Source organism: Xanthomonas hyacinthi (assembly GCF_009769165.1).
GTDB classification, from domain to species: Bacteria; Pseudomonadota; Gammaproteobacteria; order Xanthomonadales; family Xanthomonadaceae; genus Xanthomonas_A; species Xanthomonas_A hyacinthi.
The window spans coordinates 1987659-2008543 of sequence record NZ_CP043476.1; the positions used below are offsets into that span (position 1 = coordinate 1987659).

At 70.3% G+C, this 20885-nt stretch carries 18 protein-coding genes and 3 pseudogenes; 11 read left to right on the forward strand and 10 right to left on the reverse strand.

Annotation, left to right across the window (positions count from 1 at the left end):
• Nucleotides 1–121: 121 nt before the first annotated feature.
• Nucleotides 122–490: pseudogene (locus FZ025_RS08945) on the forward strand (hypothetical protein); the annotation flags it as partial.
• 297 nt (nt 491–787) lie between these two features.
• On the opposite strand, the gene FZ025_RS08950 reads toward FZ025_RS08945, so the two are convergent.
• Nucleotides 788–4510 (reverse strand): indolepyruvate ferredoxin oxidoreductase family protein, encoded by a 3723-nt coding sequence (locus FZ025_RS08950; RefSeq protein ID WP_046979330.1) that lies wholly within the window; start codon nt 4508–4510, stop codon nt 788–790.
• Between the two features lie 189 nt (nt 4511–4699).
• On the opposite strand from FZ025_RS08950, the gene FZ025_RS08955 reads away from it, so the two are divergent.
• The gene (locus FZ025_RS08955) at nt 4700–5305 is read left to right on the forward strand and encodes a tetratricopeptide repeat protein (protein WP_046979329.1); all 606 of its coding nucleotides are present in this window, start codon (nt 4700–4702) and stop codon (nt 5303–5305) included.
• 205 nt (nt 5306–5510) lie between these two features.
• Nucleotides 5511–5645: pseudogene (locus tag FZ025_RS08960) on the forward strand (AEC family transporter); the annotation flags it as partial.
• Here the strand turns inward: FZ025_RS08960 and FZ025_RS08965 are convergent.
• Complete coding sequence (locus FZ025_RS08965; protein WP_146093525.1) at nt 5579–7504, reverse strand: M3 family metallopeptidase; 1926 nt, start codon at nt 7502–7504, stop codon at nt 5579–5581. The pseudogene FZ025_RS08960 and the gene FZ025_RS08965 overlap by 67 nt on opposite strands.
• Before the next feature lie 92 nt (nt 7505–7596).
• Here FZ025_RS08965 and FZ025_RS08970 point away from each other — a divergent pair.
• Nucleotides 7597–7731 (forward strand): annotated as a pseudogene (locus FZ025_RS08970) (IS5/IS1182 family transposase); the annotation flags it as partial.
• A gap of 400 nt (nt 7732–8131) precedes the next feature.
• The gene (locus FZ025_RS08975; protein WP_046979327.1) at nt 8132–8704 is read left to right on the forward strand and encodes an OmpO family porin; all 573 of its coding nucleotides are present in this window, start codon (nt 8132–8134) and stop codon (nt 8702–8704) included.
• Between the two features lie 166 nt (nt 8705–8870).
• Here FZ025_RS08975 and FZ025_RS08980 read toward each other — a convergent pair whose 3' ends face one another.
• The 5 genes from FZ025_RS08980 to FZ025_RS09000 form a co-directional block, all read right to left on the reverse strand.
• Complete coding sequence (locus FZ025_RS08980; RefSeq protein ID WP_046979326.1) at nt 8871–9896, reverse strand: NAD(P)H-dependent glycerol-3-phosphate dehydrogenase; 1026 nt, start codon at nt 9894–9896, stop codon at nt 8871–8873.
• Between the two features lie 18 nt (nt 9897–9914).
• Nucleotides 9915–10433, reverse strand: a complete 519-nt coding sequence (gene secB, locus FZ025_RS08985; protein ID WP_046979325.1) for a protein-export chaperone SecB — start codon at nt 10431–10433, stop codon at nt 9915–9917.
• A gap of 99 nt (nt 10434–10532) precedes the next feature.
• Nucleotides 10533–10967: a rhodanese-like domain-containing protein gene (locus FZ025_RS08990; protein ID WP_046979324.1), complete on the reverse strand. Its 435-nt coding sequence runs from the start codon at nt 10965–10967 to the stop codon at nt 10533–10535.
• A gap of 53 nt (nt 10968–11020) precedes the next feature.
• Complete coding sequence (locus FZ025_RS08995; RefSeq protein WP_046979323.1) at nt 11021–11440, reverse strand: hypothetical protein; 420 nt, start codon at nt 11438–11440, stop codon at nt 11021–11023.
• 37 nt (nt 11441–11477) lie between these two features.
• Entirely contained in the window at nt 11478–11948 is a 471-nt protein-coding gene (locus FZ025_RS09000; protein ID WP_046979322.1) for a YiiD C-terminal domain-containing protein, read from the reverse strand.
• Between the two features lie 42 nt (nt 11949–11990).
• Between FZ025_RS09000 and FZ025_RS09005 the strand changes: the two genes are divergently transcribed.
• The 3 genes from FZ025_RS09005 (at nt 11991) to FZ025_RS09015 (ending at nt 15127) form a co-directional block, all read left to right on the forward strand.
• Nucleotides 11991–12767: a uroporphyrinogen-III synthase gene (locus FZ025_RS09005; RefSeq protein ID WP_386268469.1), complete on the forward strand. Its 777-nt coding sequence runs from the start codon at nt 11991–11993 to the stop codon at nt 12765–12767.
• A gap of 117 nt (nt 12768–12884) precedes the next feature.
• Entirely contained in the window at nt 12885–13862 is a 978-nt protein-coding gene (locus FZ025_RS09010) for a uroporphyrinogen-III C-methyltransferase (protein ID WP_046979320.1), read from the forward strand.
• Nucleotides 13859–15127: a heme biosynthesis protein HemY gene (locus FZ025_RS09015; RefSeq protein ID WP_046979319.1), complete on the forward strand. Its 1269-nt coding sequence runs from the start codon at nt 13859–13861 to the stop codon at nt 15125–15127. Before FZ025_RS09010 ends, FZ025_RS09015 begins: the two co-directional genes overlap by 4 nt.
• Before the next feature lie 125 nt (nt 15128–15252).
• Here the strand turns inward: FZ025_RS09015 and FZ025_RS09020 are convergent, their stop codons facing one another.
• Nucleotides 15253–16533, reverse strand: coding sequence for an acetyl-CoA C-acetyltransferase (locus FZ025_RS09020; protein WP_046979318.1), 1281 nt, complete (start codon nt 16531–16533; stop codon nt 15253–15255).
• A gap of 102 nt (nt 16534–16635) precedes the next feature.
• On the opposite strand from FZ025_RS09020, the gene FZ025_RS09025 reads away from it, so the two are divergent.
• Nucleotides 16636–17523: a hypothetical protein gene (locus tag FZ025_RS09025; protein ID WP_046979317.1), complete on the forward strand. Its 888-nt coding sequence runs from the start codon at nt 16636–16638 to the stop codon at nt 17521–17523.
• A gap of 330 nt (nt 17524–17853) precedes the next feature.
• Here FZ025_RS09025 and FZ025_RS09030 read toward each other — a convergent pair whose 3' ends face one another.
• A complete protein-coding gene (locus FZ025_RS09030; protein WP_104558367.1) occupies nt 17854–18507 on the reverse strand; it encodes a superoxide dismutase family protein in 654 nt (217 codons plus the stop codon).
• Between the two features lie 71 nt (nt 18508–18578).
• A complete protein-coding gene (locus tag FZ025_RS09035; RefSeq protein ID WP_046978679.1) occupies nt 18579–19157 on the reverse strand; it encodes a superoxide dismutase family protein in 579 nt (192 codons plus the stop codon).
• Between the two features lie 167 nt (nt 19158–19324).
• Here FZ025_RS09035 and FZ025_RS09040 point away from each other — a divergent pair, with 167 nt between their 5' ends.
• Nucleotides 19325–19861: an RNA polymerase sigma factor gene (locus FZ025_RS09040; RefSeq protein WP_104558366.1), complete on the forward strand. Its 537-nt coding sequence runs from the start codon at nt 19325–19327 to the stop codon at nt 19859–19861.
• A complete protein-coding gene (locus tag FZ025_RS09045; protein ID WP_046978673.1) occupies nt 19858–20820 on the forward strand; it encodes a FecR family protein in 963 nt (320 codons plus the stop codon). Before FZ025_RS09040 ends, FZ025_RS09045 begins: the two co-directional genes overlap by 4 nt.
• Nucleotides 20821–20885: the final 65 nt, after the last annotated feature.

Consider the following 20885-nt stretch of genomic DNA (forward strand, 5'->3'; position numbering starts at 1 on the left):
CGACGGCGTGACGGGAGCCGCTGTGCCGCCTCATCGTGCGCATTAACCGAACGCTTGCCACTGTGCCGCCACCACGGGCCGCTGCGCAGGGCCGGTGATCCTTTCACTGCGGAGCCTTCCCATGAGCAACAGCAACGAAGCACGCGATCTCAATCGCGATCCCATCTCCGGCACGCCGGGTTCGCATCCGCTTGGCGTCGGCATCGGCGGCACCGCGGGTGGCGTTGCTGCCGGCGCATTGGCAGGCACCGTGTTCGGTCCGCTCGGCACGCTGATCGGCGCGGCGGTCGGCGTGGTCGCCGGTGCCGCGGCGGGCAAGGGCGTGGCCGAACGCATCGACCCCACCGGCGAAGCCGAATACTGGCGCGAGGAATACCGCAATCGCGACTACGTGAAATCCGACTACGACTACGCGGCCGCCTACGGCCTCGGTCTGCAGGCGCGCGAGCAGTATCCGACCCGCAGCTGGGACGAGACCGAGACCGACATGACTGCCGGCCGTATTTTTTCTGTGGGAGGGACTTCAGTCCCGACGCCTTCGATCCTTCAGATTCCTGTTTCGTTCGTCGCGACTGATGGCCCAAGGCCACCCAGAGTCGCTCCCACAGGGGGCGAGGCCTGGGCAGGGTGTGCTGGACGCTGTCAAAGTCAGCGCATCGATCTTCGCCAGCACAGCGCAGGTCGCGGTTGAAACCGTTCCTACGATTGCGTGCTGGCCGACCGGGTGCACTGCAGGAGCGGCTTCAGCCGCGACCGCCGTTGCTGCATCGCGCAGCGACTCCGTAGCTCAAGCCGCCTGCACGATATGCAGCGCCTTCGGGTTGCGCCAGGTCGCCAGCAGCCGCGCTTCGCGCTGCTTGGCCTCGTGCAGGTGCGCTGCCTTGACGTGGCCGTAGCCGCGGATGTGTTCCGGCACGCTGGCGATCTCCACCGCCAGCGCCAGGTTGTCGGCGCCCAGGCGTTCCAGCAGCTCGTCCACGCTGCGTTCGTAGTCGGCGATCAGCTGCCGCTCGCCGCGGCGTTCGGCGCTGTAGCCGAAGAGGTCGAACGCACCGCCGCGCAGCACGCGCAGCTTGGCCAGCCACTTGAACGCGGTGAACATCCACGGCCCGTATTCGCGCTTGAGCGCGCGGCCCTGCGCGTCCTTCCTGGCCAGCAGCGGCGGCGCCAGGTGGAAGCGCAGCGAATAGGCGCCGTCGAACTGCTGCTGCAGCTGGCGCTGGAAATCGCCGCTGGTGTACAGCCGCGCCACTTCGTATTCGTCCTTGTAGGCCATCAGCTTGAACGCGTAGCGTGCCACCGCCTCGGTCAGCGCGGTCGAATCGGCGGCGACGCGCTGCTCGGCCTCGCGCACGCGCTCCACCAGCGTGGCGTAGCGCGCGGCGTAGGCGCCGTCCTGGTAATCGACCAGGAACGCACGGCGGCGCGCGACCAGTTCGTGCAGCGAGCACGACAGGCGCGTGTCGTCCAGCGGCGCATGGCCGCTGTCGGCGGCATCGCCGGCGGCGGGCAGGTCGCGCGCCTGGCGCGCGTTGTGCGGATTGCGCGGTGCGGCGCTGGCGGCGCCCTCGTGGCCTTCCCACTCGCCGGGCGGCAGCTGCTGCAGCCGTTGCGCGGCGGCTTCGGCCGCGGCCGCGACGCTGCCCGGCGTGCCCGCCGCCTGCTGCACCGCGGCCAGGTCCAGCGCCGCCAGGCGGCCCCAGGCGAAGGCCTGCTGGTTCATCGCCACCGCCGCGCCGTTGAGTTCGATCGCGCGCATCAGTGCGTCGTGCGACAGCGGCACCAGCCCCTGCTGCCAGGCGTAGCCGAGCATGAACAGGTTGCTGGCGATGGCGTCGCCGAGCAGCGCGGTGGCCAGTTGCGTGGCGTCGAGCAGCAGCGGCTCGCGTCCGCCCAAGGCCAGGCGCACGCCGGCGACGATGGCGGCGGCGGGGAACTGCATGTCCGGATGCGTGGTGAAGGTGCCGGGCATCGCTTCGTAGGTGTTGAGCACCACCTGCGAGCGGTCGCCGCGTACCTTGGACAGCGCCCAGTAGTCGTTGACCACGACCATGTCGCAGCCCAGCACCAGGTCGGCCTCGCCGGCGGCGATGCGCACCGCGTGCAGGTCCTCGGGCTGGCGCGCCAGGCGGATATGGGTGGTGACCGCGCCGCCCTTCTGCGCCAGCCCGGTCTGGTCGAGCACGCTGGCGCCCTTGCCTTCCAGATGCCCGGCCATGCCCAGCAGCGCGCCGATGGTGACCACGCCGGTGCCGCCGACGCCGGTGATCAGGATGTTCCAGGGCTGCGCCAGATCGCTGCGGAACACCGGCGCCGGCAGGTCCTGCAGCAGCGCGGCCGCGTCGGCCTTGCGGCCCTTGCGCAGCTGTCCGCCGTGCACGGTGACGAAGCTGGGGCAGAAGCCGGAGACGCAGGAGTAGTCCTTGTTGCAGCCGGACTGGTCGATCTGGCGCTTGCGCCCGAACTCGGTCTCCTTCGGCAGCACCGACACGCAGAAGCTCTTTTCGCCGCAATCGCCGCAGCCCTCGCAGACCAGCGAATTGACCAGCACGCGCTTGGCCGGATCGGGCAGCTTGCCGCGCTTGCGCCGGCGCCGCTTCTCGGTGGCGCAGGTCTGGTCGTAGATCAGGATGCTGGTGCCCTTGACCTCGCGCAGGCGCTTTTGCACCGCGTCCAGCTCGCTGCGGTCGTGGAACTCCACCTCGCTGGGGAACTGCTCGCGGCGCCGCGTCCACTTGCCGATGTCGTCGCTGACCAGGGCGATGCTGTGCACGCCTTCGGCGCGCATCTGCCGGGCGATGTCGGGCACGCTCAGGCTGCCGTCCACCGGCTGCCCACCGGTCATCGCCACCCCGCCGTTGTAGAGGATCTTGTAGGTGATGTTGACGCCGGCGGCGATCGATTGGCGGATCGCCAGCGAACCGCTGTGGAAGTAGGTGCCGTCGCCCAGGTTCTGGAACACGTGCGGGGTATCGGTGAACGGCGCCTGCCCGGCCCAGGTGACGCCCTCGCCGCCCATGTGGGTGAAGGTGTCGGTGGAACGGTCCATCCACGTCACCATGTAGTGGCAGCCGATCCCGCCCAGCGCGCGCGAGCCTTCCGGCACCACGGTGGAGGTGTTGTGCGGGCAACCCGAGCAGTAGTGCGGCACGCGCGGGAAATTGGCGCGCGGCAAGGCCATTTCCGCTTCCTTGGCCTCCATCCAGCGCAGCCGCTGCTCGATCGACTCGGTGTTGATCGCACTCGATTGCAGCAGGCGCTGGATGCGCCTGCCGATCACCGCGGCGATGGTCGCCGGGGTCAGCTCGCCGGTGGACGGCAGGATCCATTCGCCGGCCTCGTCGTACTTGCCGACGATGCTCGGGCGCGGGCCGGCGCTGGCCGGCCAGTTGTAGAACTGCTCCTTCATCTGCCGCTCGATGAAGGCCTTCTTCTCCTCCACCACCACGATGTCGTCCAGGCCCTGCGCGAACGCGGCGATGCCGAGCGGCTCCAGCGGCCAGCTCATGCCGACCTTGTACACGCGGATGCCGATGTCGCGGCAGGCGCGCGCGTCCAGGCCCAGGTACTCCAGCGCCTGCAGCACGTCCAGGTAGCTCTTGCCGGTGGTGACGATGCCCAGCCGCGCGTGCGGCGAATCCATCACCGTGCGGTCCACGCCGTTGGCGCGGGCGAAGGCCTGCGCGGCGCGCACCGCGTAGCGGTGCAGGCGCATCTCCTGGTCCAGCGGCGGATCCGGCCAGCGGATGTTGAGCCCGCCCGGCGGCAGTTCGAAATTTTCCGGCAGCACGATGCGCCGCGCGAACGGATCCAGCTCCACCGAGGCCGAGGATTCCGCCGTCTCGGCGATGGTCTTGAAGCCGATCCAGCATCCGGTGTAGCGGCTCATCGCCCAGCCGAGCAGGCCCAGGTCGAGGATGTCCTGCACCCCGGCCGGATTGAGCACCGGCATCATCGCGCTGACGAATTCCTCTTCCGAGCCGTGCGGCAGGGTCGAACTGCGGCAGGCGTGGTCGTCGGCGGCCAGCGCCAGCACGCCGCCGTGGCGCGAGGTACCGGCGGCGTTGCCGTGCTTGAACACATCGCCGCAGCGGTCCACGCCCGGGCCCTTGCCGTACCACATCGCGTACACGCCATCCACGCGCGCGCCGGGGAACAGGTTGGTCTGCTGCGTGCCCCACACCATGGTCGCGCCCAGGTCCTCGTTGAGGCCGGGCTGGAACTTCACGTTGGCCGCGTCCAGGTGCGTGCGTGCGCGCCACAGCTCCAGGTCGAAGCCGCCCAGCGGGCTGCCGCGGTAGCCGCTGACGAAGCCGCCGGTGTTCAGCCCGGCGGCGCGGTCGCGCAACTGCTGCATCAGCGGCAGGCGCACCAGCGCCTGCACGCCGGACAGGTAGATGCGGCCGTCGCTGCGGGTGTATTTGTCTTCCAGCGTATAGCCGGCGTCGACGCCGGCGGCCGCCGGCACGGCGAGGGAAGACGGCGGACGCGGATCGGCGATGCGGTTCATGGCTTGCCCGGGATGGAAGGCTGGCGCGCGCGCGGCGCAGACCGTGCACGATCGGTGGATTGTATCAGCGGCATTTTTGTGAACCTGCCCCTCGCCCCCGGTGGCGGACGCGGTTAGGATGCAGTCGGGTGAGGGGACCACCTCCAGGGGTTGTCAGCAGTGAATGCACATACATATGCGCTGGCCGCGATGCTGGCCTGGGTGGGCGCGAGCGCGGCCGGGGCGCAAGCGGCCGTGCCGGCGCCGAAGGAGTTCTACTTCGACCAGGACCGCAGCACCACGCGCCCGGTGGTGGCGATCGCCGGCAGCGGCAATGCGCTGGTCGACCGCCTTGCCGCCGCGGTGCGGCGCGATCCGAACGCGGCCGAGGCACGCGCGCAGCTGGCGTCCATCGCCATGGCCGGCGGCCGCCGCGAACTGGGCGAAGAGCTGTACCAGGCGGTACTGCGCACGCTGACGGTCGGCGCGCAACGCCGCCAGATCGAATGGAACTACGGCTGGGACCTGCTGCGTGCCGGCGATCCGGGGCGCGCGCTGGCGCAGTGGAGCGGGCTGGTCAACGGCCGCCCGGCGGCACCGGACTGGGTGCCGCCGACGCTGGCGCTGGTGCTGTGGCGGCTGGACCGCAAGGACGAGGCGGTGAAGTGGTATGCCGCCGCGGTGCGCACCTGGCCGGACCAGTGGGGCCCGGGCGCCGACTTCGCCAGGCTGCTGCCGGCCTGGCGCGAGGACGAACGCGCCACCCTGTCCGAGGTGCAGGCGGCCTGGCAGGCCAGCCCGCCGGCCTGGCCCTGAGGCGCGCTTGCCCTCGCGCCACGGCCAGGATCGCGCCATCGCGCGCGATGGCGCGAGGCGCCGAGCGATCCACCACTGCGCTTGTCGCCGCGGATGGCCGAGGGATGGCCGAGGCACCCGCGGCGGCTAGCGATGGCTCGGCTGGACGCTGTAGGAGGGGCTTCAGCCCCGATGCTTTTCGACGTCGTCAAGATCTAGATCTATTGCTTCGTTGCCGACGACGATCACCGCCGCCGCGCCGGCGATCTCGCACCGGGCGGCGGCGCTGGTCGGCTACGGCAGCCTGCTGTCGCTGGCCACCCTGCCGGCCTGGGCGTGGCGGCTGGGGGCGCTGGGGTAGCCGAATCGAAGGCGTGCTGCGCGCGCTGTACGCAGTTGCGCGACCTTCGAGTCGAAAATGCGAACGTCATCGTTAACCAGCTGGACCCAATCGAGCTTCTCGCCGAGCAATTCCTCGATCATGGAGCCAGGTTCAGCCTCAAAGCCTCGTCCTAGGAGCGTGGCGTAGCGTTGGCGGAATCCGGCGTCATTCTCTTGGCTGAGGGCATACAGCTTGACCGCAATCAGCCCGGCATAGAGGTAGTTGGCGAGGTAGAGTGGATCCTGATAGAAGAGCCGCTTGCTCTCCCAGGTACCAGCAAGCTCTGGATGCTGGCGTGGCCAAAGCTCGTAGTTGCACAGGATCGAGCGGGTAAGTTCATCCAGCTCGGAGGATGAACCGATTTTGCCATCTAGAACGCCGCGATAGATCGCATCTTCAAGTTGCGCTTCCTCCGCCGATGTAAACAACTGCAGCGCCAAGTCGTCCACCAGGCTTCTGAGGTAATACTCCTGCCGGTCCGGGTCCTTCGCCTCCCGGACGAGCTGCTCGCGGAAGAGCAATTCATCCAGGATGGCGAAGGCCTCCATCAACCAAGGCGCACCGTTCCGATTCAAAGGAGAAGTCCCTTGTGCGTTCATAAGTTGCCCATGCACGGCATGCGCGGCTTCATGCACGACTTCGACGTCGCTTTCCAAGTCGGGACGACGGTAGCCGACAAACAGGACCGAGGAAACGCCGGGTGCCGTGATGGAGAAGGCATCCATTGCCCTTGCACCCTGACGAGTGGAAAAATCCATCCGATGACCGTTTGGATCGAGGACTGCTGCGATCTCCGCGGAGTGCGTTGCGCCCAGCCTGCGAGTAGCGCGACGCGCAATCTGTTGTAGTTGGGATAGGGAAAGGAGATGCGATTGCTGGCCGCCTTCCGATGCAGCCACGTCCCAAGGAGGCACGGTTTCCCGCTGATCGGCGCTGTCGGCTGCACCCAGCAGTGCCTGATACGCCTTCAATGATCGAGAGTGGTGTTGCATGGACAGGATCGTGGCGCTCACCTCCGGCACAGTCAGCCCCATGGCGGAATACGCGGCATCGGCAGCATTCGGATAGCCTTGTGCGATGGCTCTGCCATTCTTGACCTCGGTAATGCCGAGCAGGATATTCGCCAGTATCTGCTTGCTGGATTGGAGTCCCGACCAGTAGCTGTTCCATGCCGCTTGGCGGATAGATGCATCGGGAAGCGCCATCAGGGTCTTGTAGTCGAAGAACGCATTGAGCGATTGGGTATTCGCCTGGATAGTCGCGAAGTCGGCAGCGCGGAGGGTCAGGCCGTAGAGACGCTCGAAGCGCTCCAAAGCGCGTGCCGACGATTCAGCCAGGGCATCGCTGCCTTGAGCGAAACTATGCGCCTGGTCGCGCTTGGCCTTCAGACGAAGATAGGCGTAGGGCTTCGTCCAGGACGCCGTTGGGGAGCTGCTCAAGAGCGCTTTCTTTGCACCGGCCGATGCCTCGGAACAAAGCTTCTCTATGTTTTCCAAGGCTTCCCGCGCCGATGTATTGTCGCCATCGCGGGAGCTGATGAGCTCGTAATACGCGTAGTGCTTCAAGCAGGCGCCAAAAATGCTTTCAAACGCAGAGAATGTTTCATGCGCGGTTGCCGAGCGATCGGCCTGAGATCGGACCCGAGTAAGTCGTGTCTCAAGTCCGCCGCGCGAGGCGAGCTCGTCGGCAGACGATGGAAAGAACTGCGACTCATCAGCAGACCGAGATTCGGTCGATGGCGGCAATGACTCGGCGGACGCGGCAGATCCGAGGCTCGCGCTAAAGCAAAGTGCGGCTAACCAACGTCTGAAAAGCCGTACCGAAAATTTTTCGGCCATCTGATTTCACCCATCTGCAAGGCACGCCAGAGCTTACCTAAAACAGGCTGCCGAAATGCCTTTCCTGCCGTAGCGTGACGTCATCCAATTCCATGCGTGGCGCAGACGTCTTCAGCGAGCAGTTGTTCACGGTCGAGCGACTGCCGGAATTCATCCCTGCAAGCCATCCGTTGCGCCCGGTACGCGAGAGGGTCGACGAGGCGCTGCGGCGCCTGGACGGACTGTTCGAGCAAGGCGCGCCACGGCTGTCGCGGCGTCCGGGGCGGGGTCGCCGACAGGTGGCCGAGAACCTGTGCCACCAAGACTGCACTGCGCAACGTCCAAACCAGGCATGAGCCTGCGACCTCCCCCCGGTTGCGGCCAGCGGCGCAAGGTCCATCCAGCTCGCTGGGGACGAACACCCTCGTTTGCCGCCCCCGCGAACCCCATGGTTCGTCCACTACCTGCCCAACGATGGGGTTCTCCCCACACTGCACCCCAAAAGTTCCTGAACACGGCGTCTAAATTTATATACCGGTCAGTTTGAAATTCAGGGCAAGTTCGGGTCGCTAACGGATAATTTACATCTCGGCAGCGAACGGCCCACGCCTCAGCGCCGACTAAACCAATAACAAGGGTATCCCGATCATGAAGACTTCTCTGCTCGCTCTCGGCCTCCTGGCCGCTCTGCCGTTCGCTGCCTCCGCGGCCGAAGGCCTGTCCTACAACTACGTCGAAGGCGGTTACATCAAGACCGACGCCAGCGGCGGCGACGCGGATGGTTGGGCCGTCAAGGGTTCCTACGCGATCAACCCGAACTTCAGCGTGTTCGGCGACTTCAGCCGCCAGAAGACCGACCTGGGCGACGTCGATGTCGACCAGTGGCGCATCGGCGCCGGCTACAACCACGAGATCTCGACCAGCACCGACCTGGTGACCCGCGTGGCCTATAACCGCTTCGACCCGGAAGACGGCACCAAGTTCAACGGCTACAGCGCCGAAGTCGGCATCCGCACCGCGTTCAACCCGTACTTCGAGGTGTATGCGCTGGGCGGCTACGAGGACTACACCAAGAAGGACGGCATCAACCCGGACGGCGAGTTCTACGGCCGCCTCGGCGCCCAGGCCAAGCTCAACCAGAACTGGGGCCTGAGCGCGGACCTGAAGATGAACCGCGACGGCGACAAGGAATGGTTCGTCGGCCCGCGTTTCAGCTGGTAAGCGGCACCGCGTAGCACTGCGCGCCGCGTCTCTCTCTCGCTGCGCGCGGTTCGAAGCCCGGTCCCAGGACCGGGCTTTTTTTGCGCGCCCCCCTCCCCGGCGCGAACGGCTGCAGACACAAAAAAGCCCGGCCGGAGCCGGGCTTTTTCGCTGCCACCGCAAACGATCAGCTGAACAGCGTGGTCGGATACTCGGGCTTGCGCTCGCGGGCCAGCAATTGCTGCAGGCCCACCGCCGGGGTCAGCTCGCCATGCAGCACCGCGCGCACCGCGTTGGAGATCGGCAGGTCGATGCCATGGCGTTCGGCCTGGCGCATCACCTCGTCGGCGGTCTGCACCGACTCGACCACCTGGCCGATCGCGCGGACCGCGTCCTGCAGGGTCTGCCCGCGGCCCAGGGCCAGGCCCAGGCGCCGGTTGCGCGACAGGTCGCCGGTGCAGGTCAGCACCAGATCGCCGAGTCCGGCCAGGCCCATCAGCGTTTCCGGCTTGCCCCCGATCGCTGCGGCCAGCCGCAGCATTTCGTTGAGCCCGCGGGTGATCAGGCCGGCGCGGGCGTTCAAGCCCAGCGCCATGCCGTCGGCCACGCCGGTGGCCACCGCCAGCACGTTCTTCATCGCCCCGCCCAGCTCCGCACCGACCATGTCGTCGCCGGTATAGGCGCGGAAGGTGGGACCGTGCATCGCGTCGGCGACCTGCTGCGCGAACGCGGCATCGCCGTGCACGGTCACCGCGGTCGGCAGGTCCAGCGCCACTTCCTTGGCGAACGACGGCCCGGTCACCACCGCCAGCGGCACGTCCTCGCCCAGGATCTGCTGCGCCACTTCGTGCAGGAAGCGTCCGGACCCCGGCTCGAAGCCCTTGGTCGCCCAGGCCACGCCGGCCTGCGGCGGGCGCAGCGGCGCCAGCTGGTGCAAGGTTTCGGTGAAGGCGTGCGACGGCACCACCACCAGGATCCAGTCGGCGCCGTGCACGGCCGCCGCCAGGTCGGTGGTGGCCTCCAGCGCCGCCGGCAGCGCAATGTCCGGCAGGTAGCGCGGGTTCTCGTGGCGCTGCCCGATCGCCTCGGCGACGGCGGCATCGCGTCCCCACAGCACGGTCGGAAAACCGTGCCGGGCGACGAGCGCGGCCAGGGCGGTGCCCCAGGAGCCGGCGCCGAGGACGGCGATCTTCTTCGCAGGGTTATCGCGCATGTGGAACGGCGGACGCGCTCAGGCGTTGCCGGCCGGCTCCGAGTCGGCCAGCGACTGGGTCTCGTCCTGCTGCGCGCGCTGGCGCAGGGTCTCGGCGTACAGCGCTTCGAAGTTGATCGGCTGCAGGAAGAACGGCGGGAAGCCGCCGGCCTGGATCAGGTCGCTGACCAGCGCGCGCACGTACGGGAACAGGATGTTCGGGCACTGCGTGCCGAGCAGCACGTCCACCGCCTGCGGGTCCAGGCCGACCAGGCCGAACACGCCGGCCTGCTGCACTTCGGCCACGTACGCGGTCTTGCCGGCGGCGGTGCAGGTCAGGGTCACCGCGAGCACCACTTCGAAGGCCTGCTCGTTCAGGCGCTGCACGCGCTGGTTGAGGTTGAGCTGCAGCTCCGGCTGCACGTTGTCGTTGAACACCGCCGGCGCGTTGGGCGACTCGAAGGACACGTCCTTGACGTAGATCTTCTCGATGGTGAAAGCGGGGCCAGCCGCGGTTTCGGCCGGCGCCGTGGCGCCGTTGTTGGTGACGTCGGACATTCTCTTGACTCCGGTGGATTCAGCTAACAAAAAGGATCGGGATTATCACATCACATCACATGCCGGCCGCGGCGCTCGGCGCCCGGCCGGGAAGCGCGCTCAGCGGCCCTTGACCAGCGGCAGATCGGCCTGCTGCCAGGCGGCGATGCCGCCGTCGAGCACGGATACCTGCTCGAAGCCGGCCTTCTTCAACTGCTTGGCGGCGGCATCGGCGGTGCTGCCGGTGCGGCACACCAGCACCACCGGCGCGGCCTTGGCGTTGGCCACCAGCTTGTGCTCGGGGCCGAACTGGCTCGGCGTGGCGTTGCGGCTGCCGGCGATATGGCCCTTCTCGAAATCGGCCGCGGCCGACAGGTCGACCAGCACCGCGTTGCCGGCATTGATCAGGCGGGTCAGTTCGGCCGGACGCAGGGTCTTGAAGCCGCGGAACAGGCGCGCGATTTCGGTGACGATCAGGGCGATGGTCAGGCCAACCAGGGCCAGGGCCAGCATCGGGTTGCGGCCGGCGAAGGCCAGCAGTTCTTCGAAGTTCACAGGAATGGGGGGCTGGAAGCGGGCGCCGATTGTCGCACAGCTGGCCGGCGGCGCTACTGGCCGTTCCACACGTCCGGCAGCCCGTCCAGCAGCCACCAGGTCCTGGCCTGCGCATCCCAGCGCCAGCGCTCGCGGTAGCGCACGATGCGCTCGGCCTGGGTATTGCGGTTGATCACGCCCAGCTCGATGTCGCGCACCGCGTCGCCGTCCAGCGCGCCGACCCGCCCGACCTTGTAGGAGGACACCTGCACCTGGCGATAGCGCTCCAGCTCCAGGTCGGTCAGCGGATGCGCCTGCCGGTAGGCCGGGTCCACCGCTGCCCAGGCCGACTCGAACTCGCTCCAGCGCATCGCCGCGCCGTAGGCGGTCTGCAGATCGTCGAGTTTGTTCTGCTGGCTGCGGCTGCCGGCCAGCGCGGTGCCGGCGAAACCCAGCACCAGCAGCAGCGCCAGAGCGCGGAACATCGAGGGCATGGCGGGTTTCCGGGTAGGCGCGAGCGGTGCGCGCATCCTACCCTTTCGCGATGGCGACGAAACGCCCGCTCAGCGTCGCCGCCGCGGCGGCAGCGGCCGGCCCGACCTGGGCCTGGATGCCGATCCGGGCGCGGCCGCGCTGGCGGAAGGTCTGCACGAAGCTGCCCCAGTCGGCATCCGCATCGGCGCTGGCCTGCGCATGCAGGTCGGCGTACAGCGGTGCCAGGTAGCGCACCTGGGTGTCGGCGACGTAGACGTCGGCCTGCAGGCCGGCGCGGTGCAGTTCGCAATTGACCAGCGCCCAGCCGGCCAGGGTCATCACCGAGCCGAGGCTGCCGCCGAAGGCATTGCCCTTGTCGTTGAGGTTGGCCGCCAGCGGCGCGACCAGGTGCAGGCGCTGCGCGGCGTAGCCCTGCAGCGCGACCTGCAGCGCCGCCACCGGCGGCATCGCCTCGAACTGCCGCTGCAGCTGCTGCAGGAACGCATCGAAAGGAAGATCCGCGGCCATGGTGCGATTGTGCTGCCGGTGGGGGCTCGCATAATGCCTGGCATGAGCGCACATGCAACCGCTGCCGCCGCGGCCTGGACCCTGATCTCGCTGCGCCCGCAGGGCGAGCACGCGCCGCTGCGGCGTGCCGCGGCGCGGGTCGGCGCGCGCCTGCTGGCGGTCTCGCCCTGGCGCCTGCAGGCCTGTGCCGACGCCACCACGCGCGCCGCGCTGGCGCTGGCGCTGGCCGCGCCGCGGGTGATCTTCAGCAGCCCCGCCGCGGTGCGCGCGGCCGCGGCGCTGCAGCCGCTGGCGGCGGCGCCCGGACAATGCTGGCTGGCGGTGGGCGCCGGCACCGCGCGGGCGCTGCAGCGCCATGGCATCGCCGAGGTCGCGGTGCCGGCCCGGATGGACAGCGATGGCCTGCTCGCCCTGCCGCAGTTGGCCGCCATCGACGGCGCCGTCGGCCTGGTCACCGCGCCCGGCGGTCGCGGCCTGATCGCCGAACGCTTGCAGGCGCGCGGCACGCCGCTGCAGCGCGCCGATGTCTACCGCCGGGTGCCGTTGCCCCTGCCCGCCGCGCGCATTGCCCGGCTGCGCGGCGCGGCGCCGGGGGTGCTGGCGCTGAGCAGCGGCGCCGCGCTGCGGCTGGTGCTGGCGCAGCTGCCCGACGATCTGGCCGCGGCATGGCGCGCGCAGCCGCTGGTCGCGGCCAGCGCGCGGCTGGCCGCGCTGGCCGCCGAACTCGGCTTCGCCGACATCGCCTGCGCCGCCGGTCCGCTGCCGCGGCAACTGGCCACGGCCGCCGCCATGATCGTGACGCGCTCGCCACCTCGCTGAACGCGCGCCGGCCAGCGGCTTGCGGCCGCAGTGCCGCTCACGCCATGCTCCCGCGGTGCCGTGCGTGCGGCCGTCGCCATCGTCGCGACGGGACGCAGGCCGACAAGGATGCTGCCGATGACCGAAATCTCGTCCACGCCCCGCCGCTCCACGCGCTGGATCTGGCTGCTGCTGGCGCTGGCCATGCTGGCGGCGCTCGCGCTGGCCGGCTGGCGCGGCTGGGACGGGTGGCAGGCGCGCAGCGCGCGCGCGCTGGCCGAACAATCCGCGACCCAGCAGCAACTGCAGGCCCTGCAACAGAATCTGGAAACCCTGCGCCGCGACCAGCGCGCCACCGTGCAGCGGGTGCAGGACGCGGCCAGCACCAACCGCGTGCTGCGCGACGAGATGCTCGGCCTGAGCCAGCGCAGCGCGCTGCTCGAAGACAACCTCGGCAAGCTCGCCGACTCCAACCGCCACGGCGCGCAGGCGCTGCGCCTGGACGAGGTGGAACTGCTGCTGAGCCAGGGCCAGCAGCGTCTGCACCTGGCCGGTGATGCACAGGGCGCCCGCCGCGCCTATGCGCTGGCCAGCGGCGTGCTGGACGGCGTGGACGATCCGCGCTATCTCAACCTGCGCCAGGTGCTGCTGCAGGAGCGCACCGCGCTGGACGCGCTTGGCGAGGGGCCGCAAGCGCGCCTGTCGGCGCAGCTGGACGCCTTCGCCGCCAGCCTGGAGGCATTGCCCACGCAACTGCCCGAGCGCGCGCAGGCGCCGCTGTGGCAACGGCTGCTGTCGCCGCTGGTCAAGATCCGCCCCGCCCAGGGCGGCGTGCTGGCCACGCGTTCGGAGCGGGTCGCCGCGCGCGACGCGCTGCAGCTGGACCTGAACCTGGCGCGCGCCGCGCTGGAACGCGGCGATGCGCGCGGCTATCGCGCTGCGCTGACCCGCGCCGGCACCTGGCTGCAACGCCTGTGGCCCGATTCGGTGCCGCTGCGCGAACGCCGCCGCACGCTGCAGACCCTGTGCAACGCCGCCCTGCGCCCGGCCGTCCCCGAGCTGGGCACCACCCTGCAGCAGTTGCGCCACATGCGCGACGCAAGGAGCCAACCATGAAATCCCTCCGTTCCCTGATCGTATTGCTGGTGGTGATCGCGCTGGGCGTGATCGGCGCGCAATGGCTGGCGCAGGACAAGCTGGGCGACCTTGGCGAAGTGATCGTGCGTGCCGGCGGCAACGACTACATCTCGCCGCTGCCGCAGGCGGCGCTGCTGCTGGTGATCGCCTTCCTGGCGCTGTTGCTGCTGTGGAACCTGCTCAGCTTCCCGCTCCGCGCCTGGGGCCGGCATCGCCGCAAGCAGTCGCGCGCACGCCTGATCGAAGGCCTGACCGCGCTGCACAACGGCCAATGGACGCGCGCCGACAAGCAATTGCATGCCGCCGCGGAAGATCCCGAAGTCAGCGCCATCGCCCTGGTCGCGGCGGTGCGCGCAGCCGATGCGCGTGCCGATGCGGAGGCTGCCACCGGCTACCTGCAACGCCTGGCCGCGCGCGACGCGGGCGCGCACGCGCTGCTGCAGGCCGAACGCCACCTGGCCCGACAGCGTCCGGTCGATGCGATCAATGCGCTGGACGTGGCCGCGGCGCAGCCGTTGCCGCCGCGCGGGCTGCTGCTGCGCACCGAGGCGCTGGCCAGCATCGGCCGCGCCGGCGAGGCCTATGGGCAGCTCGGCGCGATCCGCCAGCAGCAGGCCTTGCCGCTGGAGGCGATCGGCCCGCTGGAAGCGCGCCTGGCCGCGGCGTCGCTGCAACAGGCGAGCGACGCCAACGCGCTGGCCGAGCGCTGGGAATGCCTGCCCAAGTCGCTGCGCAGCGAAGCGGCCGTGGTCGAGGCCTACGCGGTCCGCGCCGCCGCGCTGCACTGGGACGACGCGGCGCTGCGCAGCATGGAACAGGCGCTGGAAACGCGCTGGGACGAAGGCCTGGCGGCGCTGTACGGACGTCTGCCGGTGGAGAAATACGATTCGCGCCGCGCCAGTGCGCAGCGCTGGCTGCAGAGCCATCCGGACAGCCCGGGCCTGCTGCTGACCCTGGCGCGGCTGGCGCGTCAGCAGCAACAGTGGCCGCAGTCGGAGGAGTTCCTGCACCGCGCGCTGGCGCTGGGCGCCGGTGCCGAGGCCTGGGAGGCGTTCGGCGATGGCTATGCCGAGGCCGGCGACCCGTTCATGGCGCAGCGCTGCTACGCCAACGCATTGCGCGTGCAACGCGGCGAACGCGCCCAGCCGCTGTCCGCGGCCCGCGCACCGGTGATCCCGAGCGATCCGGATCCGGGCAGCGCCGAGCGCCGCGACGAACACGGTTTCCCGCGCCTGCAGGAATGAGGCCGGCGGCGGCGCGCGGGGTAGCGCGGCGGATGCGCCGCGATAAGCGCTAAGCGTTGGGCGCAGGGACGGTTCGGCGGCAACGCGGGCACGCAACCCGCCTGCGATCGCGGCCGGGGTGACGCTCAGCGCTCGACGATCGCCACCACGCCCATGCCGCCGGCGGTGCAGATCGAGATCAGCGCGCGGCCGCCGCCGCGTTCCACCAGCTGCTTGGCCACGGTGGCGACGATGCGCGCGCCGGTCGCGGCGAACGGGTGGCCGGTGGCCAGCGAGGATCCCAGCGGATTGATCTTGGCCGGATCGATCTGCCCCAGCGGCGCGTCAAGGCCGAGCCGGGTGCGGCAGTAGTCCTCGCTCTCCCAGGCGCGCAGCGTGCATAGCACCTGCGCGGCGAAGGCCTCGTGGATTTCGTAGATGTCGAAGTCCTGCAGGCTCAGGTTATGCCGCTTGAGCATGTCCGGCACAGCGATGGTCGGCGCCATCAGCAGGCCTTCGCCGTGCACGAAATCCACCGCCGCGACCTGCGCATCGCGCAGATACGCCATCGGCACATGGCCGTGCGCCTGCGCCCATTCCTCCGAGGCCAGCAGCACCGCGGCGGCGCCGTCGGTCAGCGGGGTGGAGTTGGCCGCGGTCAGGGTGCCGCGGCCGCTGACCTTGTCGAACGCCGGCTTCAGCGTGGCGAGCTTTTCCAGCGAGGTATCGGCGCGCAGGATGTTGTCGCGCTCCACGCCGCGGAATGGCGCGATCAGCTCGGCGAAGAAGCCGCGCTCGTAGGCCGCGGCGAGCTTGTGGTGCGAGGACACCGCCCAGGCGTCCTGCGCGTCGCGCGCAATGTTCCACTGCTTGGCCATGTCCTCGCAGTGGTCGCCCATGCTCTTGCCGGTGCGCGGCTCGGCCACGCCGGGGAATTCCGGCTTGAGTTCGGCGAACTTGAAGCTGCGGGTCAGCGCGCGGATCTTGTCGCCGGTGGTCTTGGCGCGGCTGGCGGCCAGCAGCCGCGCGCGCAGCTTCTTGCCATAGACGATCGGCACCTCGGAGGTGGTGTCCGAACCGCCGCCGATGCCCGACTCGATCTGCCCCAGCGCGATCTTGTTGGCCACGGTGATGATGCTATCCAGGCTGGTGCCGCAGGCGCGCTGCAGGGTGATGCCCGGGGTCAGCGGCGACAGCCCCGACGACAGCGCTGCCTCGCGGCCCAGGTTCCAGTCGCTGGAGTGCTTGATCACCGCCCCCATCGCCACCTCGCCCAGCTGCTGGCCGTGCAGGCCGTAGCGCTCGACCAGTGCGCCCAGCGTGCGCACCGACATGCCGAGGTTCCCGACATCCGCATACGCCGTGTTCTGCCGGCAAAACGGAATACGGACGCCGCCGAGAATGGCGACGGGGCGGGCTACTGGCATGGGATTACCTCGCGCGAGGGGTCGGGGACATGGCCTGCACGTTAGCGCAGGCATAATGCAGCGAGTGTAGCTTTGCGCCCGCGACGGGCCAACCGCCAAGCCATGAGCCAAGCCATTGCCAGCATGAATGCCCGCGGCGTGATCGCCCTGGAACTGTCCGCCGGGCTCGCCCCGGCCCACGCGGCGCTGCCGCACGCCCTGGCCGCGGAGCTGGCCGGGAAGGTCGGCCGCGACCTGGCGCAACTGGTGCCGGCGCTGCGCGAATTGGAATTGAGCCTGGCCGGCGCGCATTTCGACCCCGCCGAGGTGCTGCGCCCGGGCTGGCCGATGCACCGGCGCCTGGACGAGCTGCGCGCGCGCGCGCCCGGTCGCGACGCCGGCCCGCGCCTGCTGGCGTTCGGCGCCGCTGCCGATGGCGCGGTGCCGCTGCCGTTCCAGGCCGATGCCGGCCTGCGCGGCGGTGCGCTGCGGGTGGTGCCGTTCCTGCTCAGCGGGCCGGCGCAGACGCTGGCGCCGGTCGCCGCGGCGCTGGAGGACGTGCTGCTGGCGCAGGGCATGGCGCAGCCGGACACCGCGCTGCTGGCGCAGCAGGCGTTCGGCGCGCAGATCGAACATGCGCGCTACCTGACGGTCAACGACTTGGCCGCGATGATGTCGATGCAGTACGACAACCAGGGCCTGGCGCCGCTGTGGCCGCTGATCGAGACCGCGCTGCTGGCGCCGGACCAGGAAGAGTGGCTGGCCAGCCCGCCCGAGCCGCTGCTGCGCTACCGCGGCGGCGAAGTGCGCATGGCCTTGTTCGACCCGGCCGGCTGGTGCGCGTACTACGCCCACGACCGCCAGGACTGCGAGCGCCTGCAGCGGGTCTACGAACACTACCTGGCCCGGCAGCGGCAACTGGCCGCGGTGCTGGAAGCGCACGGCATGCCGGTGCTGTATGTGCACTGCGAGGCCGGGCAGGACGCGAGGCAGGCGTTGCTGGCGGCGTGAAGTGCGCTGATCGCGGGGCAGCCGACGCGGTCGGCAATGGCGTCATCGGCAGATCCACGAGCGGGCGACGTGCCGGCGCGGTTGGTCGCGGCTGAAGCCGCCCTACAAAAACGTCCGGCATCCGGCCGGGTGCACTATGGGAGGGGTTTCAACCCCGACTGGCTGCGAAGCCAGCCGGCTGGCTGACTTCGTCTGTCGCGGCTGAAGCCGCTCCACAAGAAGGCTAAGGCGCCGAAGCCGGCCGACTGGCCGGCTTCGGAGAACCCGTCGCCGCCGCTGCGCTGGGCCAGCGGCCATCCTGCAGCAGCGTGCGACGGCTTGCGTCGCGCCTTACTGCGCGGCGGGAGCTGCCGGGGCCGCCGCCGCCGCGGTCGCATTGCCCTTGATCACGCCGCAGGCCAGGCGGCCGCCGGCGTTGCCGGTGGGCTGGGTCTTGTAGTCGTCCGGGTCGGCGTGGACGATCACCGCGTGGTTGAGGATGTCGAAGCCGTCGCCCTTGCCGATGTTGACGTTGTTGGACACCGCCGCGTCGATCGTGGCCTTGCCGTCGGCGTCGGCCTTCAGGTTCGGCATGTCGCCGCCGTGGTGCGGATCGGCGCTGACCTGGCCGTGTTCGGACTTGGCCGGATTGAAGTGGCCGCCGGCGCTGCTGCCGTCGGGCGCGCTGCAGTCGCCGAACTCGTGGATGTGGAAGCCGTGCTCGCTGTTGGGCGCGAGTCCGGTGATGGTGCCGGCGACGTGCACGACGCCGTCGACCACGTCGAACTTGACCTCGCCGGCAACCTGGTTGCCCTGGGTCGGACTCAGCGCGGCGCTGGCGGCGGCCTGGGCCGCGGCAGCGGGCACAGGCTCGGCGGCCGGGGCCGGGGTGGCGGCCGCCGGCGGCGTCGCCGCGGCCGGAGCGTCGGCAGCAGGCGCTTCGCGCTTGCAGGCGCCGAGCGCGAGGGTGGTGGCCAGAAACAGCACAGTGGGAAGCGCACGCATGAGTGGTTCTCCTTGCAGGGGCCGCGGAATGCGGACGTTCGCCGCGGAGCAAGCCCCGGGCGGATGATCGGTCAGCGCAACACGCGAATCACGCCGCAGGCCACGCGCGCGCCGGCGTTGCCGGCCGGCTGGCTGCGGTAGTCGTCCGCGTCGGCGTGCGCGACCAGTGCGCGGCCGGCGATGTCGTTGGCCGCGCCGCCGCCGAGCACCACGCCGTGCAGCAGCACGTCGACCTGGGCGATGCCGGCGGCGTTTGCGCTGAGGTTGTCCATGTCGCCGGCGTGGTGCGGGCCGCTGCCGGCGCGGCCGTGCGGGCCGCCGAGCGGATTGAAGTGGCCGCCGGCGCTGCTGGCATCGGCCGCGCTGCAATCGCCGCGCTCATGCACGTGGAACGCGAACGCGCGGTTCGGCTGCAGGCCGCCGAGGGTGCCGGTGATGCGCACGCCGCCGGGCGCCGCGACCAGCGACAGCTTGCCGCTGACCAGGCTGCCCGAGGCCGGCGCGAGCACCGCCTGCGCCTGCTGCGCGGTGCCGGTGGTGGGCATCGGCGGCGCTTTCGGTGGCGGCGGTGGCGCTACCGGCGGCGCACTGCTGCAGGCGGCCAGTATCAGCAACGCGCTTCCCACGATGGCATGCAAGCTGTAACGCATCGGCATTGGCTCCTTGTGCAGCGGAAACTAGAGGGATGGCCGTTCACAGCTCATGAAGGCGGCGCCGGCGGGCCAAGTCTAACCGTCGCGTGCGCACGCGTAGTGCGCCGCGCTTTGCTGCAATGTGTCAAGCCTCGCACCGGCGCTGCGCCTATAGTCCCGGCGCGATGACGACCCGCAAACTCCGTCCTCCACTGGTGGCGCGCGCCTGGCCCCGCGGCGCGTTGACCGCGCTGTACCAGCGCTGCCGGCCGGCGCTGATGTCGTTCTTCCGGCGCCGCGTCGCCGACCCCAGCGAGGCGGAGGACCTGACCCACCAGGTGTTCGCCAATCTCGCCGCCTCGCCGAGCGCGGTCTGCGACGACGGCTACCTGTTCCGCAGCGCGGCCAACCTGCTGCGCGACCGCGCGCGCCGCGAGAAGGTGCGCACGCTGCACCGGCAGCAGCACGGCGTGGTGGCCGAGCATCAGGTGGAGACGCTCGATCCGCCGCGGGTGCTGGCCGGACGCCAGGCGCTGGGCGAGGTCGCCGATGCGCTGGAGCGGCTGGCGCCGCGCACCCGCGCGATCTTCCTGCAGTTCCGCCTGGAGAACATGAGCCAGGCGCAGATCGCGCGTTGCTACGGCATCTCGGTCAGCGCGGTGCAGAAGCATCTGCTGCGCGCGATGACCGAGCTGGCGGAATTGATGGAAGAGGCGCCATGAGCGGCGAACGCAGCGCCGCAGCGGCGGCGCGCTGGTGCCTGCTGCTGGCCGCCGGCGCGCCGGCGCCGGCGCAGCGGCAGGCGTTGCAGCGCTGGCTGCAGGAAGACCCCGCGCATCCGCGCCTGTTGCAGCGCGCCCAGCGCATCTGGGACATGACCGGCGCCGCCGCCGCGCATCCGCAGGTGCAGGCGCTGCGCCGCGCCGCGCGCGCCGATGCGCAGCGCGCGCGGCGGCCGGCAGCGGCCTGGGTGGCGGTCGCGGGCCTGGCGCTGGCAGCCGTCGGCAGCTGGTGGATGCTGGCGCCGACGGTGTACCGGACCGGGCTGGCGCAGCAGCGCCAGGTGGTGCTGGACGACGGATCGGAGGTGGCGCTGGATGCCGACAGCCGCGTGGAGGTGCGCTACAGCGGGCGGCTGCGCGAGCTGCGGCTGCGCCGCGGCCGCGCCGCGTTCACCGTGGCCAAGCAGCGCGAACGCCCGTTCGTGGTCGCCGCCGGTGCCAGCCGGGTGGTCGCCACCGGCACCGCGTTCAGCGTCGAACGGGTGAGCGACCAGGTGCGGGTGGTGCTGTACGAAGGCAGCGTGCGCATCGAAAGCCAGGACCGCAGCGCGGCCGCCGCCGCGCCGGCGCCGCAACGGCTGGCCGCCGGCCAGGCCTGGACCTCGGCGGCCCCGGGGACGACGAAACCGCACGTGGTGCGGGTGGATCCGGCGCAAGAGCAGGCCTGGCGCAGCGGGCTGCTGCTGTTCGACGACGAACCACTGGCCACCGCGGTGGCGCAGGTGAACCGCTACAGCCCGGTGCAGCTGCAACTGGGCGACCGCGGCGCCGGGCAGTTGCGGGTCAGCGGCCTGTTCAAGGCCGGCGACAGCGCCGCCTTCGTCTCCGGCGTGACCGCGGTGCTGCCGCTGCGCGCGCGCACCGACGATGCCGGGGCGATCGTGCTCGAGCCGCGCTGAGGGGCCGGGATTGGGGATTCGCAACGGCGCATCCAGGGCACGTCATCCGCCCGCGCGCTGCCCCA